At 46.8% G+C, this 15,666-nt stretch carries 15 protein-coding genes and 1 tRNA gene; 7 read left to right on the top strand and 9 right to left on the bottom strand.

All coding sequences use genetic code 11. The features are described from left to right. Window positions 1–100 precede the first annotated feature (100 nt). The 3 genes from AMJAP_RS06230 to AMJAP_RS06220 all read right to left on the bottom strand — a co-directional run bounded on the left by AMJAP_RS06230 (window position 101) and on the right by AMJAP_RS06220 (window position 3,442). Entirely contained in the window at window positions 101–1,093 is a 993-nt protein-coding gene (locus AMJAP_RS06230; protein WP_026340069.1) for an aldo/keto reductase, read from the bottom strand. A gap of 19 nt (window positions 1,094–1,112) precedes the next feature. After that, the gene (locus AMJAP_RS06225; protein ID WP_019621383.1) at window positions 1,113–2,072 is read right to left on the bottom strand and encodes a Gfo/Idh/MocA family oxidoreductase; all 960 of its coding nucleotides are present in this window, start codon (window positions 2,070–2,072) and stop codon (window positions 1,113–1,115) included. Window positions 2,073–2,212: 140 nt separating this feature from the next. Continuing rightward, window positions 2,213–3,442 carry a LysR family transcriptional regulator gene (locus tag AMJAP_RS06220; RefSeq protein WP_019621382.1) on the bottom strand — a complete coding sequence of 410 codons (1,230 nt, stop codon included), beginning with the start codon at window positions 3,440–3,442 and terminating at the stop codon, window positions 2,213–2,215. Between the two features lie 169 nt (window positions 3,443–3,611). Here AMJAP_RS06220 and AMJAP_RS06215 point away from each other — a divergent pair, with 169 nt between their 5' ends. Genes AMJAP_RS06215 through AMJAP_RS06200 form a run of 4 tightly spaced genes read left to right on the top strand, consistent with a single transcriptional unit; the run spans window position 3,612 to window position 7,257 of the window. Beyond that, the gene (locus AMJAP_RS06215; protein ID WP_019621381.1) at window positions 3,612–4,628 is read left to right on the top strand and encodes an amidohydrolase family protein; all 1,017 of its coding nucleotides are present in this window, start codon (window positions 3,612–3,614) and stop codon (window positions 4,626–4,628) included. Window positions 4,629–4,640: 12 nt separating this feature from the next. Continuing rightward, on the top strand, window positions 4,641–5,318 hold the full coding sequence (locus AMJAP_RS06210; protein ID WP_019621380.1) for a 4-carboxy-4-hydroxy-2-oxoadipate aldolase/oxaloacetate decarboxylase: 678 nt from the start codon (window positions 4,641–4,643) through the stop codon (window positions 5,316–5,318). Next, on the top strand, window positions 5,311–6,369 hold the full coding sequence (locus tag AMJAP_RS06205; RefSeq protein WP_019621379.1) for a 4-oxalomesaconate tautomerase: 1,059 nt from the start codon (window positions 5,311–5,313) through the stop codon (window positions 6,367–6,369). The genes AMJAP_RS06210 and AMJAP_RS06205 overlap by 8 nt, the downstream gene beginning before the upstream one ends. A gap of 15 nt (window positions 6,370–6,384) precedes the next feature. Beyond that, complete coding sequence (locus AMJAP_RS06200; protein ID WP_019621378.1) at window positions 6,385–7,257, top strand: amidohydrolase family protein; 873 nt, start codon at window positions 6,385–6,387, stop codon at window positions 7,255–7,257. A 119-nt stretch (window positions 7,258–7,376) separates the two neighbouring features. Here AMJAP_RS06200 and AMJAP_RS06195 read toward each other — a convergent pair whose 3' ends face one another. Genes AMJAP_RS06195 through AMJAP_RS06185 form a run of 3 tightly spaced genes read right to left on the bottom strand, consistent with a single transcriptional unit; the run spans window position 7,377 to window position 9,098 of the window. Continuing rightward, entirely contained in the window at window positions 7,377–7,808 is a 432-nt protein-coding gene (locus AMJAP_RS06195) for a nucleoside-diphosphate sugar epimerase/dehydratase (protein WP_019621377.1), read from the bottom strand. A gap of 50 nt (window positions 7,809–7,858) precedes the next feature. Next, window positions 7,859–8,704, bottom strand: a complete 846-nt coding sequence (locus tag AMJAP_RS06190) for a class III extradiol dioxygenase family protein (RefSeq protein ID WP_019621376.1) — start codon at window positions 8,702–8,704, stop codon at window positions 7,859–7,861. Next, on the bottom strand, window positions 8,697–9,098 hold the full coding sequence (locus tag AMJAP_RS06185; RefSeq protein WP_019621375.1) for a hypothetical protein: 402 nt from the start codon (window positions 9,096–9,098) through the stop codon (window positions 8,697–8,699). The genes AMJAP_RS06190 and AMJAP_RS06185 overlap by 8 nt, the downstream gene beginning before the upstream one ends. Before the next feature lie 149 nt (window positions 9,099–9,247). On the opposite strand from AMJAP_RS06185, the gene AMJAP_RS06180 reads away from it, so the two are divergent. Further along, window positions 9,248–10,165: a helix-turn-helix domain-containing protein gene (locus tag AMJAP_RS06180; protein WP_019621374.1), complete on the top strand. Its 918-nt coding sequence runs from the start codon at window positions 9,248–9,250 to the stop codon at window positions 10,163–10,165. 11 nt (window positions 10,166–10,176) lie between these two features. Here AMJAP_RS06180 and AMJAP_RS06175 read toward each other — a convergent pair whose 3' ends face one another. Further along, window positions 10,177–11,562, bottom strand: coding sequence for an SLC13 family permease (locus AMJAP_RS06175; protein WP_019621373.1), 1,386 nt, complete (start codon window positions 11,560–11,562; stop codon window positions 10,177–10,179). A 97-nt stretch (window positions 11,563–11,659) separates the two neighbouring features. Between AMJAP_RS06175 and AMJAP_RS06170 the strand changes: the two genes are divergently transcribed. Then, complete coding sequence (locus tag AMJAP_RS06170) at window positions 11,660–12,463, top strand: AraC family transcriptional regulator (RefSeq protein WP_019621372.1); 804 nt, start codon at window positions 11,660–11,662, stop codon at window positions 12,461–12,463. A gap of 256 nt (window positions 12,464–12,719) precedes the next feature. Here AMJAP_RS06170 and AMJAP_RS06165 read toward each other — a convergent pair. Next, window positions 12,720–12,796, bottom strand: a tRNA-Val gene (locus AMJAP_RS06165). Window positions 12,797–13,140: 344 nt separating this feature from the next. Between AMJAP_RS06165 and ald the strand changes: the two genes are divergently transcribed. After that, entirely contained in the window at window positions 13,141–14,259 is a 1,119-nt protein-coding gene (gene ald / locus AMJAP_RS06160; RefSeq protein ID WP_019621371.1) for an alanine dehydrogenase, read from the top strand. A 64-nt stretch (window positions 14,260–14,323) separates the two neighbouring features. Here ald and AMJAP_RS06155 read toward each other — a convergent pair whose 3' ends face one another. Then, window positions 14,324–15,652, bottom strand: coding sequence for an LruC domain-containing protein (locus AMJAP_RS06155; protein WP_019621370.1), 1,329 nt, complete (start codon window positions 15,650–15,652; stop codon window positions 14,324–14,326). Window positions 15,653–15,666 lie beyond the last annotated feature (14 nt).

Here is a 15,666-nt window from a genome sequence, read left to right as displayed (position 1 = left end):
CCTCAGAAATATTATTATTCTGTTTTTGTTGTTATTCAGTTGTTTAACTAATTTTTTACCTGGTCTGCCAAACGCCAGCGCTTCTTTAAGCGCCACACGTTCAAATAAACTCTTCTGTATCAATCTCAGCTTGAGTCGCCGCGTTATAGCGGGGCCCAGCAACAGTATTCTGATTAATAATCTGATCCAATTGCGTAAACGCATCCGGACTTAAAACCATATCTGAAGCACTTAAATTCTCTTCCAGGTGAAGTGGGTTTGTCGTACCTGGAATCGCTAAAACATGCTCTCCCTGCCCTAACACCCAGGCCAATGCCAATTGAGCAAGAGTGCAATTTTCCTGCTCAGCAACCTTCTCTACCTGACTCAACAGCTGTAAATTACGAGCGTAATTATCAGTATCAAAACGAGGCATATTCCGGCGCAGATCTTTTTCGGCGAGAGTAGTTACATCGCGGAGTTTTCCGGTCAGGAATGCCCGAGCTAATGGGCTGAAAGCGACAAAGCTTGTCCCCAATTCACGGCAGGTATCCAGCACAGCAATTTCCGGATTACGAGTCCAGAGGGAGTATTCTGTCTGCACGGCTGCAATAGGATGTATTGCATGGGCTTTACGTAAAGTGTCAGCAGAAACTTCTGACAAACCGATATCCCGTATCTTTCCTTCGGTCACCAGATCAGAAAGTGCACCTACGCTTTCTTCAATCGGCACATTGCGATCCCAACGATGCAGATAATAAAGATCAATTACATCAGTCTGCAGTCGGCGCAAACTACCTTCACAGGTCTTACGAATCACATCCGGACGACCATTGATCTCACGCACGCCATCCTCGTTTTTAAACATCCCGCACTTACTCGCCAAGACAAACTCATGACGGCGATGCTTAAGCACTTTCCCAAGTAAAGTTTCGTTATTGCCAAAGCCATACAATGCAGCGGTATCCAGCATGTTGTAACCCATATACAATGCGCTCAACAGCAGATTTTCCGCCTCCTTTTCAGAAGGTGGAGTGCCATAGGCATGGGATAAGTTCATACATCCCAGACCTATAGGTGCGCATTCAAATGAACCTAACTTTCGACTAGACATCTCTACGACTCCCAAAAACTTATTCTGCTGTATTCAAGCATTGTTCCAAACGATCTAGTGTTTCCATTGCCGGATAACACTGCGCCAGACTGGAGTTAGGTTCTCGACCTTCACGAATAGCAGCAAAAAACTCACGATCCTGAAGTTCGATACCATTAAAGGAAACGGCTACATCAGATAAGTCGATCGGATTACCTTTACCGTCTTCAAGATCGTCATAACGTGCAACGTAGGTGCCGTTATCACAGATGTAGCGGAAAAAGGTACCGAAAGGACCATCATTATTAAAAGAGAGAGACAAAGTACAAAGCGCACCGTTAGGTACCTTCATACCAATACTCATATCCAGTGCGATACCCAGATCTGGATGAATAGGTCCCTGCATCGCCTGTACCTGCGAAGCAGTTTCACCACCGGTCTGATACTGAAACAGATCAACGGTATGACAAGCGTGATGCCACAACAGATGATCGGTCCATGAACGGGCCTCACCTTTAGCGTTAGTATTGGTACGACGGAAAAAGTAAGTCTGTACATCCATCTGCAAAACTTTCAGCTCACCGGCCCGAATCTTGTCGTGAATCCACTGATGACTTGGATTAAAGCGACGAGTATGCCCAGCCATAGCAACCAAACCAGTCTCTTTTTGCAACGCGACAATCTTTTTAGCATCTTCAATATTGTCGGCCATCGGAATTTCTGTCTGCACATGTTTGCCCGCCTTCAGACATTGAATAACCTGAGCAGCATGAACCTGTGTCGGAGTTGCGAGAATAACGCAGTCCACATCATCCCTAGCCAAGCTTTCAGTCAGATCAGTTGTGTAATGAGGGATATTATGTTCGTCAGCAAAGGCTTCAATTTTTTTAAGGTCAGAGCCGCCCACTACTGAAACAACTTCAGCATCGTCAATGTCACTGATCGCTTCCAGGTGCTTCATACCAAAAGCGCCAGCTGCGCCTGCAATACATACTCTCATCATTACTGCTTACTCCATCTAACTTGCAACTGATCCGCCAAAGCAGATCGATCTGTTAACTGAAAATTATCACCGAGCCCCCGAAGAGGATAATTAAATAACCACCGAAGCCATTCATTTTTTGCATAGACATGACTTTTTTACTGATCATCCACGTCATTCAATCGTTCCGGAATCCGAAGTTCATTTACAAACGAAAGCTGTGTATTTGTTGGCCTCCAGCTCTTTCTAACCGTCACACCTATGGGTCTATAAGCCTTAACAAGATCATAAGGAACAGGCTTAAGAATACCTGTCGATAATTCATGCTGAATTTGATGCTGTGAAATTATTGTAAGTCGGTCACTGCCTACTAACAGCGATCTGATCAGGACTTGAGAGCCACTTTCCACTAACCGCTCCGGCACCTCCATACCTGATTCAGAGAACAGCGATTCAAAGATAGCCCGCGTCGGAGTACCCTCATGAGGTACAACCCAGGGGTACTTTTGCAGCGTTTCAAGATCGATATGCCCGCTATCAGGTCTGCACAACGGGTGACCAGGACGGGCAACAATGGCAACCGGCGAGGAGAACAACTCCTCTTGTAATACATCGTCCGCTGGCGCTGGAAAGCGTAAAGCACCCAGTAATATATCGATATCACCATGACGCAGATGGTAAAGCAGATCATCATAAGGGCCGTCGTTAACTTTCAAACGAAAATCTGGAAACTGTTCAGAAAAACCAATAATTGCTTTCGGTAGCAACGAAGTTCGTGCCAACGGCATGCTACCTATGACCAACTGTCCCACCTCGCGATGGTGCAGAGCATCTACTTCATCCCGGCCCTGTACTATTTCTGAAAAAGCCAGTTTGCAAGATTTTGCTAACGCTCGTGCCGCTTTGGTGGAACTGATACCGGTACTGGTTTTCTCAAACAACTCAACCCCTAACAAGCCTTCAAGCTCTCGGGCTGCACGATGTAGCGATGACTGTGAGATACCCAGGTTACGACCAGCAATACTAAAATTATGCGCTTCTGTCACCGCAATAAGCGCTCGCAGCTGGGTGGTCGTTAACTGTTGCAGAAGATGTAATGGCTGCGCTTTACTACCGCCTAACCTCACTGCACCTTTCAGTCCTGCCAGTATCATATCCATCGCTCGTTTAACCCGTGTGGCGAAAAGTTCGCCGGACTCAGCGACAAACATACCGTCACTTCTACGCTGAAACAGTACCGTACCCAGCGAGGCTTCCAGTTTCGCTATTGCCTGAGTGATTGCAGGCTGAGAAAGAAACACTTTTTCCGAGGCCTTACTAATACTCTTACACTGAACAACTTCAAGAAACACTCTAAGGTGCCTGATATTAGGGATTTCGAATGCCATAAAACTCTCCTATCCAAGACACTAAAAAACATAGCCTATCTCAAAAACTAATACCAATACTTTAAAAACTGAATAGCCAGCCCCCCCAGATCAACAGGATACTGTGAAAAACAAAGCGGTCAGTTCATCGACCAGAAAGACAGGCAACAAACAAAAGAGAGAACATGAAATGATTATCGATTGTCATGGACACTACACCACTACACCACCGGGTGTAGGCGAATACCGAGATCAACAGAAAGCTGCAATTGCTAAAGACCCGTCCCATAAAGGCGTTAAAGGTAAAGTAGTGGTCAGCGATGACGAAATCATTGAAAGCATTGAACAGAATCAGCTTCGCTTGCAGCAGGAACGAGGTACCGATCTGACAATATTCTCCCCCCGGGCTAGCTGGATGGGTCATCATATCGGTAATGAATACACCAGCCAGTACTGGACCGAGCATCAAAACGATCTGATTAAACGGGTTTGTGACCTGTTTCCGAAAAACTTTGCTCCGGTAGCACAGCTACCACAATCACCCGGAGTAGATCCGGCAAAGTCTGTTGCTGAGTTGGTACGTACCGTAGAAGAGATGGATTTTATCGGCTGTAACCTGAACCCTGATCCTTCTGGCGGGCACTGGCAAGATGCATCCCTTGGTGATAAATCGTTCTATCCCTTATATGAAAAGATGTGCGAGCTGGATGTTCCAGCCATGATCCACGTAAGCGCTTCATGCAATGATTGCTTTCATACAACCGGCTCCCATTACCTGGGGGCTGATACTACCGGTTTCCAGCAGCTTATTATGTCTGATGTATTCCAGGATTTCCCTGAACTGAAAATCATCATTCCTCACGGCGGCGGGGCTGTACCTTATCACTGGGGTCGCTTTCGTGGTCTGATGCAGGATCAGGGATTTGAACCGTTAGAAAAATCAGCGCTAAAGAACATCTATTTTGATACCTGTGTTTACCATCAGAAAGGTATCGACCTACTGCTGGACATTATCCCAACCGAAAACATTCTGTTTGCCTCCGAGATGATCGGTGCAGTTCGCGGCATCGATCCTGAAACGGGTCACTACTTTGACGACACCAAACGTTATATCGATAACAACAGTCTGTTAAGTACAGAACAAAAGCAGATGATCTTTGAAGGCAATGCCCGTCGGGTATTCAGCCGTCTTAAAATTGCAGAATAAAGGAGCTCCCCGATGCAAGAGAATGTAGTTGTACAGCAAATTAAACGGGCTGATTCGGAGATTATTGCAGCGTTGGGCAAATGTGGTGTCGCCACTATTCATGAGGCTCAGGGCCGCCGGGGGTTATTGGCGGATCATCTGCGTCCCATTCAGCAGGATGTCACCATCGCAGGTTCCGCAATTACCATCTCAGGGGCGGCAGGTGATAACTGGATGATGCATGTCGCCATAGAACAATGCCAAAAGGGTGACATTATGGTGTTCGCTCCTACCTCACCTTCTAACTTTGGTTTTTTTGGTGACCTGCTGGCGACTTCTGCTCAGTCGCGTGGCGTCGCAGGTCTGATCATTGATGCCGGCGTACGGGATACCCGAGACTTACGACAGATGAATTTTCCAGTTTGGGCAAAGCATGTTTTTGCTCAGGGAACAATTAAAGAAACGCTAGGCTCGGTCAATATCCCGATGTCCTGTGCCGACGAGATAATCAATCCCGGTGATATTATCATCGCTGATGATGACGGCGTTGTTGCAGTCCGCCGAGAAGAAGCTGAAGAAGTTCTGGCTGAAGCCCATGCCCGTGAAGAACGGGAAGAGGCTAAACGGATTCGTATGGCCAACGGCGAGCTGGGGCTGGATATCTACAACATGCGCCCACGTCTGAAAGAAAAAGGCCTTAAGTATGTCTGATTCTGCCCGTTGCATGATGATGCGGGGAGGCACCTCCAAAGGTGCTTATTTCCTCGCAGAGGATCTGCCAGTCGATACCGCTTTGCGAGACCAGTTTCTACTTAGCATCATGGGTTCACCTGATCCGCGTCAGATCAACGGTATTGGTGGCGCAGACCCTTTGACCTCAAAAGTAGCAGTGGTTCAGAAATCAACGCGTAAAGGTGTAGACGTAGACTATTTGTTCCTGCAAGTTTTTGTCGATCAAGCGATCGTAAGCGATGCTCAGAACTGCGGTAATATTCTTGCTGGCGTGGGGCCCTTTGCTATTGAACGTGGCTTAATATCGGCCCACCCAGACATCACACCAGTCACCATCTATATGGAAAACACCGGACAAATTGCCATCGAGCAGGTACATACGCCTAACGGTACTATCAGCTACAGTGGCAATGCCCGGATCGACGGCGTACCTGGCACCGCAAGTGCTATACCGGTTAGCTTTCAGGATACCGCAGGTTCCAGTTGCGGCGCATTACTACCCACTGGAAATCCGGTTGATATCATCGATGGCGTCGCACTGACCTGCATAGACAACGGTATGCCCGTAGTGGTCATGACTGCTGAAGCCATGGGTATAACCGGCACTGAAAATCGTAAACAACTGGAACAGAATGAGTCACTGAAATCCCGATTGGAATCCATTCGCCTGCAAGCAGGCCCGATGATGAATCTCGGCGATGTAACTCATAAGTCTGTTCCTAAAATGACCATGGTCAGTAGAGCAACCAACGGCGGCTGTATCTCGACACGCACCTTCATTCCACACCGATGCCATGCATCTATCGGAGTACTAGGTGCGGTCAGCGTAGCAACTGCCTGTGCGTTACCGGATTCGCCTGCACATCAACTTGCAGAGATCCCCGAAGGAAAGAATAAAACTATGCCAGTGGAACATCCCATCGGCGAGATGACAGTCATTCTGACGATGAATGATCAGGGTCATGCTGAAAATGCTGCAATCCTGAGAACTGCGCGTAAACTGTTTGATGGCGAAATATTCGCCGACTGATAAATAGGAAAAACTATGGACGCTGATTACCTTCCATTCCATGCTAACCCGAGCAAACCCGAGTTTAAGGCGCCTGCTGGTGCCGTTGACGCTCACTGCCACGTATTTGGTCCAGCAGATAAATTCCCCTACCATCCGAAGCGTAAATACACCCCTTGTGATGCATCTAAAGATCAACTTTTTGCACTGCGCGATCATCTGGGTTTTGCTCGTAATGTTATTGTCCAGGCATCCTGCCATGGTACCGACAATGCAGCATTGATTGATGCGCTTGAAACAGCAGGAGATCTTGCTCGGGGCGTTGCTGTTGTAGATCCGGCTATCACAATGCAAGAGCTACAAGTATTGCATGATGCGGGTGTTAGGGCGGTGCGTTTTAACTTTGTGAAACGCCTTGTCGATAGCACGCCTAAAGAGATTTTCCTGTGTGTTGCTGAAAAAATTAAGAAGCTGGACTGGCATATCGTTGTTTACTTCGAAGCACCCGATTTAGAAGAGCTTATCCCCTTCCTGAAACAACTTGATACCACCATCGTTGTCGACCATATGGGCCGTCCGGATGTTACTAATGGCATTGAACATGAGGACTTCCAGCGCTTTATTAGCCTATTGGCGGAAAATGAAAATATCTGGACTAAAGTGAGTTGCCCTGAGCGACTGACCCAACAAGCTCCGGATTACAGCGATGTAGTACCTTACGCACGAACCCTGGTTGAAAAATTTCCGGACCGAGTCCTTTGGGGTACCGACTGGCCTCATCCGAACATGAAGTCTCATGTACCTGATGATGGCAAGCTGGTTGATGTGATTCCGATGATCGCACCCTCCGTAGAGCTTCAACAGAAGCTACTGATCGATAACCCCATGCGCCTGTATTGGCGCAAATAAACAGCGTCCCTCACTTAGCAGTCATCGCCTGTCTAAGTGCTAAAAGCCTCTCTCGAGGCTTTTTTATCTCAACTTCTCGAATAGAGAATACTCGCTCTCTCAAGTAAGAACCTATTTAGCTAACCCGAGACTATTGCAAGTGCCTGCGCAGAAGCTGTTGTGCTCGGCAGAGTAATAACGTTGACTTTAAGGTTTTTTAATCGCCTTTGAGTTTGCTCATCGATCGACCACCCCATCCCATCAAAACCGATAACCCTATGTACCTGGTGTTTCTCACATAGGGCAACTAACTCACTTGGATAGTATAGCTTCACAGCCAGCAACTCGGTCAGATGATTCCAGGGTTCTTCATCGATAAAAGCAACCAGCTCACAATCATCCCGTTCCTTCAGAGCGGCCGCCAATGAGTAACTGTGATAGCCAACATCGATAAATATGAATCTCACTACAGGCCCTGCCGGTTCAGAAAACCAGGTCATTATTTTTTTCAGCCAGTTACCCATTTTTAATCCAACACTTAGCTTGTCCCATACAGTCAAAACGCAGCACATAAAAAAGCCCCTGTATTAACAGAGGCAATTAATATGAGCAATAATTCAAATTAATCTGTGCCATCCGTCAACAGCAAAACACCCGCACCCGTATTTGAGATCGGTGCATGGTAGTGCTTATGCAAGCAATTAACCTTGTCGACCAAGGCGCCACGCATAACCAACCACATAATCGTTTCGATCCCTTCAGTACCGGCTTTCTCAATAATTTCAGCATTGCTCTGCTTATAAAACCAGGAAGGATCATTGATGATGCTTTCCATCGTAGCCAAGTCATAGTCAACGTCGATAATACCGGCTCTCTCGCCTTGTAACTGGTGTGACATGCCACCGGTACCGGCAACCACTACATTTAAATCTTCAGGGTAAGATTCAATCGCTTTTTTGAGTGCCTGACCCAATTTATAGCAGCGTTCGGCACTAGGTAGCGGATGCTGTACCGTATTCACAACCAAGGGAACAGTTTTAACCGGCCATACTTCATGGTCACCAAACAGAACCCGCATAGGATTAACAAAGCCGTGATCTACCAGCATTTCTTGGCAGGTACACATATCGAACTCTTGGTTAATCAAAGACTCAGCCAAATGCCATGAAAACTCCGCGTCACCGGCAAAAGGTGATGTAGGTTTTAAACCCCAGCCCTCATCAGCGTTTTGATACTCATCTGCGCAACCTATGGCAAAAGTAGGTACTTTATCCAGAAAAAAGTTCAGACCATGATCGTTATAGACAACGATAATGACATCGGGCTTTTTATCCGCCAGCCAATCCTTAACAGGCTGATAGCCATCGAAAAATCGTTTCCAGTAGTGTTCCTGGGTAAGGCCCTCAGAAATAGCATTACCCACAGCGGGAATGTGAGAAGTGGTTACGCCACCGATAATTTTAGCCATTCCAATAACCCCCTTCACGCTCTAAGCGTTGCTCCAGACCTTCACGTTTCTTTAACAGGTTTTCTTTAAATTCATCACCAGAAATGCCTTGAAAAGCGGCTCCAGCATCTTGCACCGATACGCCTCGAGGAATACAAAACTTAGCCATATAGTAAATATTAGTACCGGCGCGCAAGATATTTAGGAACTGCTGTTCGACCACTAATTTTTTCTGCTCGGCATTCAGACCAAATTTATCGCAATAAGCAGCAGGATCCGCATTAAACTCATCACGGCACTGGGCCTTATTAAATGAGTAAAATAGCTTATTTAAAGCGTAAGAGCTGTGTGCTCGCTCACCGTCGAACACATAAGTGCCTGGGATATCGTCGTAATCATGCTTTTTCCAAACCATGCTGATGCCCTTTTGTTTTTGTGCTTATTTAAAGTTTAGCGAATAACTCTCGCCGCATTCTGTTTATGTATTTTTAACAAATACAACTGCACAAATAAGTCACTAAATGATAAATTAATTGTACTTTTCGAATATAGAATAGAAAACTAATGGCTATAGAAAAGAAACTTATACCTACAATTCAGTTTTATGGTGAGCATGAGCAGCAAGTCACTCCCGACCTGCTACATTGCGAATCCCTTATCACCCGCAGCCGAGTACATCAGTTTAGTATTCGGCCCCATCGACATCATGGTCTGAGTCAGATCTTCTATCTGAAAAGCGGCAGTGGCGAAGCGAATCTGGATGGTGATCCAACCACAATAAAAGGCCCCTGTATCATCTTGATATCAGAGATGTGCGTGCATGATTTTCTCTGGTCAGAAGACGTTTCAGGCTATGTATTATCCATTGCTAACCCTCTGCTGGATAAAGTCGAACAAGCAGTTAAGCAAGAACAATCCGTCATTAAATCCACCCTGATTATGACGGTACGCCGAGAGCAGCCCCAATTAGAATCGATCCTTGAGCTGATCCAATATGAGTATAACCAACCTATGATCAGCGGCCGTTCTGAAGCGTTGGGATCATTGGTTCAACTTTTAGGAATCTGGTTAGAACGCAACGCCGTTCAACGCCACTATTCAGGGAATCTTCAGGATAAAAGAAGCGAGTATCTCAATCGTTATACTGATCTTATCAACCGGGATTACATTGAACATCGCAAAGTGGAAAACTACGCCAAAGAGTTGGGCATTACCGCTCCCTACCTCAACAATCTGTGCCAACAGCTGGTGCAACGTAGCGCCCTGCAACTCATCCATGATCGATTATTACTGGAAGCAAAACGGCACCTGATCTACACCGTACTGAGTATCAGCGAAATTGCATACGAACTGGGCTTTAATGATCCTGGCTACTTTAATCGCTTTTTCAAAAGACTATCTAACCAGACACCTAAGCAGTTTCGTACTCAGGCAACCTTAAGTAAACAGGGACTAGACGAGTATGATCACAGCCAAACATAACCCCCTTTACATCAGATCCAACCCAGTAACTGCCACCACAGATAGTGTAAAGGCAATAACAGCAGCACCGTCAGCACCGCTAAAAACAAGCATAGCCGGGCAACATGTTTTAATTCAACACCCGCTAACGGTATCGCCATCATCAAAGGCACTGATTGATAGGTGAACACCACTGTTGAGAAGCCAAAAACCTGTGTCATCAATACCGCCTCAATGCTCATCCCGGTCATCTGACTGATCTGTTCAGCCAACGGGCTCAAAGTTGCAGATACCCCCGCCAACGTAGCGACAACACCCGTGATCATTGCAGTAAGTGACAACGATAAGAAATTGATCAGATCATCTCCCTGATTCAGAGGTAGCCAACCCAGCACCTTGTCACCCGCCAGCAGGCTGAGTTCGTTATAATTAATCAGGCTCGCAATACCTAACAAGCCGGCTAGAACAAGAATAGAACTGATATTAATATTCTCATTGAAGCTCTTGGGAGACACCATACCGACACCGGGCAGCAGTAAGATAGTGGCCGCAGATAACCCTATCCAGGCAGATGAAATATGGTGTATTGAATCGGTCACCCAGAACCCAAGTGTACCCAACATAATGATGATCAGACGCAGCTCGGTGCGACTTAGCCGTCCACTGTCAGAAATCACTGCTGAACGAACCGGCGTATCCGGAAAGAGTTTAAGAATAAGCCATATCAACAGTATACCTTTCAAAATACCCAGCACTGGAAAATGCAGCAATAGATACTCACCAAACATGGGGGTCCAGCCATAGATGGTTTCAGCGGTACCCATCATGATCAGATTCGGAATGTTCGCGGTAAGTATTGCAAAGGTCGGCAGATGACAACCAAAAGCGGCAGCCAGAAAAACACCTATATAGCCGTTACTCCCCTTTTCAAAGCCACAACTTTTCGCAATGGCTAATGCAATAGGGATAAATAACACCACCCGCCCTACCGATGATGGCATAACAAAACCCAACATAATGCCCATTAGTACAATGCCACTGATCAGCTTTGTGTAACTGCTATCAAAATGACCGCTAAGCCGGTCAGCGATACGTTTAGCCAGGCCGGTTTCCTTTATCGCTATCCCCATGACAAGCCCTGAGATAACCAACCAGCAGGCGGTTGAAGTCAGACCTGAAAAAACAACCTCAGCTGGTGCAACAGCTAACAACATAGCCAGCACTAACACCACCATTGCCGACACAAATTCAGGCAGTGCACCGGTAGCAAACAAAACCATACCGCCAATAATTAACAACGCAGAATACAATTGTTGTTCATTCAGTACCGCCACCGCCGGACTGAACAGTAGCAAAGAGGACAGGGATGGAATTAAAAACAGGGCCAACCACTGGGAACGATCAAGTTGAATCTTCATAGCAGGTGCTCAAACGAAATTGATACTGGCTATTGTGCCAAAACCCAATTATGTTTTAAGTCGATAATATGCCAATTAATGTTTAATTTCGGACATCATGACAGATAACGCCACATCACTTCGCAAACGCTATCGCTCGACCCTGGGTTATAAAATAGACGCCGCGTTACCCATTCTCGGTTTACAGAGCCTGATTATTTCAGAACTGGAATGGGATTTTCACATCCACCCCAGAGGTCAGCTTGCTTACGCATCAACCGGCGTTATCAAAGTATTTACCGATGCAGGCAGCTGGGTTGTACCGCCATCGCAAGCAGTATGGATACCTGCAGGTATCCATCACTCAGTCAGTCCGGAGATTAGTTCAGAGATCCGTCACCTGTTTATCGACCCCGCATATCTGCACCGTTTTCCGACAGAGTGTAGTGTGGTGGAGGTATCATCATTGCTAAGAGAACTGATTCTGAAAGTTGCCGATTTTGGCGAAGACTATGCCGATAACAGTCCAGCCAGCCGGGTCTGCCACGTGATTTTGGATGAACTACAGGCCCTAAAACCTTCTCTTCTTCATCTGCCCGGCGCATCCGATCGGCGACTACGCCGCATTATGCAGGGCATGATTAAACAGCCAGAAACAGGGACCGGTCTGGCTCACTGGTCAGCGTTGGTCGGAGCCAGCGAGCGCACCGTTAGCAGGCTGTTTATCAAAGAGACCGGGATGAGCTTTCAGCAATGGCGTAAGCAGCTGCTGCTACACGAAGCAGTAAACCGATTAGGCAAAGGTGATTCAGTGATCAATGTTGCCCTGGATCTGGGTTACCACAGCCCCAGCGCCTTTGTATCAATGTTTAAAAAAGCCCTGGGCAAGCCCCCGGGACAATATTTCAAAGACTTGAGTTAAGCGGCTGTCGTTAAAGTCAGCTTGTAGTGACATATTGAATATGACCATAGCAGTTCCCATCTGCCTCAACCAGATAGCAAAAAGCCCCGCATTCGCGAGGCTTTTTTGTATCTGGTAGGACTAGTCAGATTATTCCCCTACGGGCCATCGTCGCAAGCTCCAATGTTGTCTCGCTTCGCTCGGCTCGAACTGTCAGTTCTCATCTGCCTCAACCAGATAGCAAAAAGCCTCGCATTCGCGAGGCTTTTTTTGTATCTGGTAGGACTAGTCAGATTCGAACTGACGACCCCTTGCATGTCGAGCAAGTGCTCTAACCAACTGAGCTATAGTCCTGAAGTGAGGGCTATTATAGGGTTTTAGCTCTTAGACGCAACCCCCTTTTCTCAACAATCGGCCACATATATAAGATCGAAGATCTCTCAGTGAAAATTAGCAAAACTGGCCTTGTACAAAAAACAAACAATACTTAATAGATATCAAGAATATTCATCTTTTCTTTGCTGCACTGCCGAAATTAGCAATTTACAGACCAGAAGCGCAACATCAAAACCCTATTTTTTATTCAACAAACAAAATTTATTATCGATTAATGCAATATATTCAAATGATAACAATTCAATACCAATGATAGTGTAGAGAAATACACTAACCACAGAAATATCCGCTGGAGAACCGTTATGTTGATTGGTATCCCTAAAGAGATTAAGAATCACGAATATCGTATCGGAATGACGCCGGCAGGCGTCCGTGAACTGATTGAAAATGGTCATGAAGTTATTGTTCAGCGTGATGGAGGCACTTCAATCGGTCTGACAAATAATCAGTATGAAGCGGCTGGCGCTAAACTGATCGACACTCCGGAAGAGATATTTGCTGCTGCTGATATGATTATCAAGGTAAAAGAGCCGCAACCTAATGAGTGCAAGATGCTCCGCCCTGGCCAATTACTGTTTACTTACCTACACCTGGCACCGGACCCAGCACAAACGAAACTGCTGGTTGAATCTGACTGTGTCGCTGTCGCTTACGAAACTGTCACCGATGCTCACCGTGGTCTGCCGCTGCTGGCACCCATGAGTGAAGTGGCTGGTCGCATGGCTATTCAGGCAGGTGCTCATGCACTTGAAAAAGCACAAGGTGGTCTGGGGGTTCTGCTCGGCGGTGTTCCGGGTGTCGCTCCTGCTAAAGTGACCGTTATTGGTGGTGGTGTCGTCGGTATTAACGCTGCACGAATGGCGATGGGACTGGGGGCCGATGTCACTATTGTAGATCGCTCCTTACCACGTCTTAAAGAACTGGATGCTCAATACGGCCCGCAGCTTAAGACACTATATTCAAACGCTGAATCTGTTGAGCAGGAAGTTGTGAACTCTGATTTGGTGATCGGGGCGGTTCTGATTCCAGGTGCAGCGGCACCTAAACTGGTTACCCGTGCAATGCTGAGTAAGATGAAAAATGGCTCGGTACTGGTAGATGTCGCTATTGACCAGGGCGGCTGCTTTGAAACATCCCATGCGACGACTCACCAGGAGCCAACTTACGAAGTAGATGGCGTAATTCACTACTGTGTGGCTAATATGCCCGGTGGCGTCGCCCGTACCTCTACGTTTGCTCTAACTAACGCAACGCTGCCTTTCGCTCTTGCTCTGGCCAACAAGGGTTATCGACAAGCACTGCAGGACGACCCACACCTGCGTAACGGACTCAATGTTCATCGGGGCAGAGTGACCTATGAAGCGGTCGCCCGAGATCTTGGGTATGATTTCCAGCCCCCTGAGCAGGCTATATCGGAATAAAAAGTCTTTGCAGCGCCACAGCCTGTGGCGCTTTATTTATACAGCTATAACGGTCGTCATTATCTTATAAGCCCTCTGTGAAACTATTCTCTCCCCATATAAGATTTCCTTCTGCGCCTGAAGATGGATAGTTAAACCACTTCATTGCCTGATCAGAAATATTATCAGTTTCACCCGCCAACCAGGAACGATACTCAGAGAAATAAGGGTATGCAACATCGATACTCACCCCTTCCAAAGGCCAGCGCCAATCAACGGGCACCATTAAACCAAACGGATAACCATTTTGATCAATCATCCCGTTATAAGGGTTCACTTCAGACAGATCTATATCCTGCCGGGTATTCATTACATAAAGGAAGGGCCGATAATTAAACTCCCCTCCAGCCAGCGCTTGCGAGGCAGGGTTTAGCTCAGGATTGGTAAGACTGATATCGATTGATGTCATTACGCGGGGAGCCGTTAGATCGCCGTTAGCATAGACGTTTGCAAAGCCAGATAACGATGACCGCGTATTATGGAATACGAGTACATCGTCAGACTGATCGAAATATGAAGTTTGTGAAGCACCCGAGTCCAGATTGTTGTACGTCACTTTGACCGAAGCATCACCCACTAACGCCGGGGTACTTTCATAGGTTGCATTGCGACTATCAAGAGTTCCATCCAGAGACAGATAGAGCCGGTGGTTATATCCCGCCCCCCGCGCTAACGGAATAAAGTCCAGATGGATAGTTTCCAACTGCTGCTGAGCGTTGTAGTTTTCTTGCACCCTGAATTGAAGCACCATATCGTTATAATCAGCATCTCCCGGGTTTGGATAGAGGTCTTCAAATGCCAGGGTTGCCCACTGCCCGCTACTACTGCCAGTCTCATATGATGCAATACCTGGGTAGCTAACACTAAACTCACCGCACCCTCCCTCTCCCCCAACCTGAGGTACAACAACTAACACCAGTTCACCACTATAGTCACCTGCCTGCTGGGCAGAAATCGCACCTAACATCACTTCGGCATCAATACGATGCTCTGCCCCATGGCCTCCTTCTGTAGCAGTATTCAGGACGGGAGACTGTTGATCAAAAAGGTATTTAGGTATGAGTACGGAGTTATTGTTTTTCAATGCGCCCGAATGTATTTCTACTCTGACAGGACCGTTACTTTCGAGATAAAACTGATCGCCTCCCGTATATTTTGCTCCCGCCTGACCAGAAATATCAGTCGTCGCCAACAAAAAGTCATCAAGGCCAGTCAGGCTGGCAGTCTGCCCAATCGTCATACACACCGATGCCTGATCATCAACATTCTGATTCTGAGCAACGCCCCCTCTTCCATCAGCGAAAAGGTTCACTGAGGTCAGCATCAATACTATAAAGGCTCTGGTATTGTTCATTACGCTCTCCTGAG

The organism is Amphritea japonica ATCC BAA-1530, assembly GCF_016592435.1.
In the GTDB taxonomy this organism is placed as follows: Bacteria; Pseudomonadota; Gammaproteobacteria; order Pseudomonadales; family Balneatricaceae; genus Amphritea; species Amphritea japonica.
This window is presented reverse-complemented; position numbering and strand designations above follow the sequence as displayed.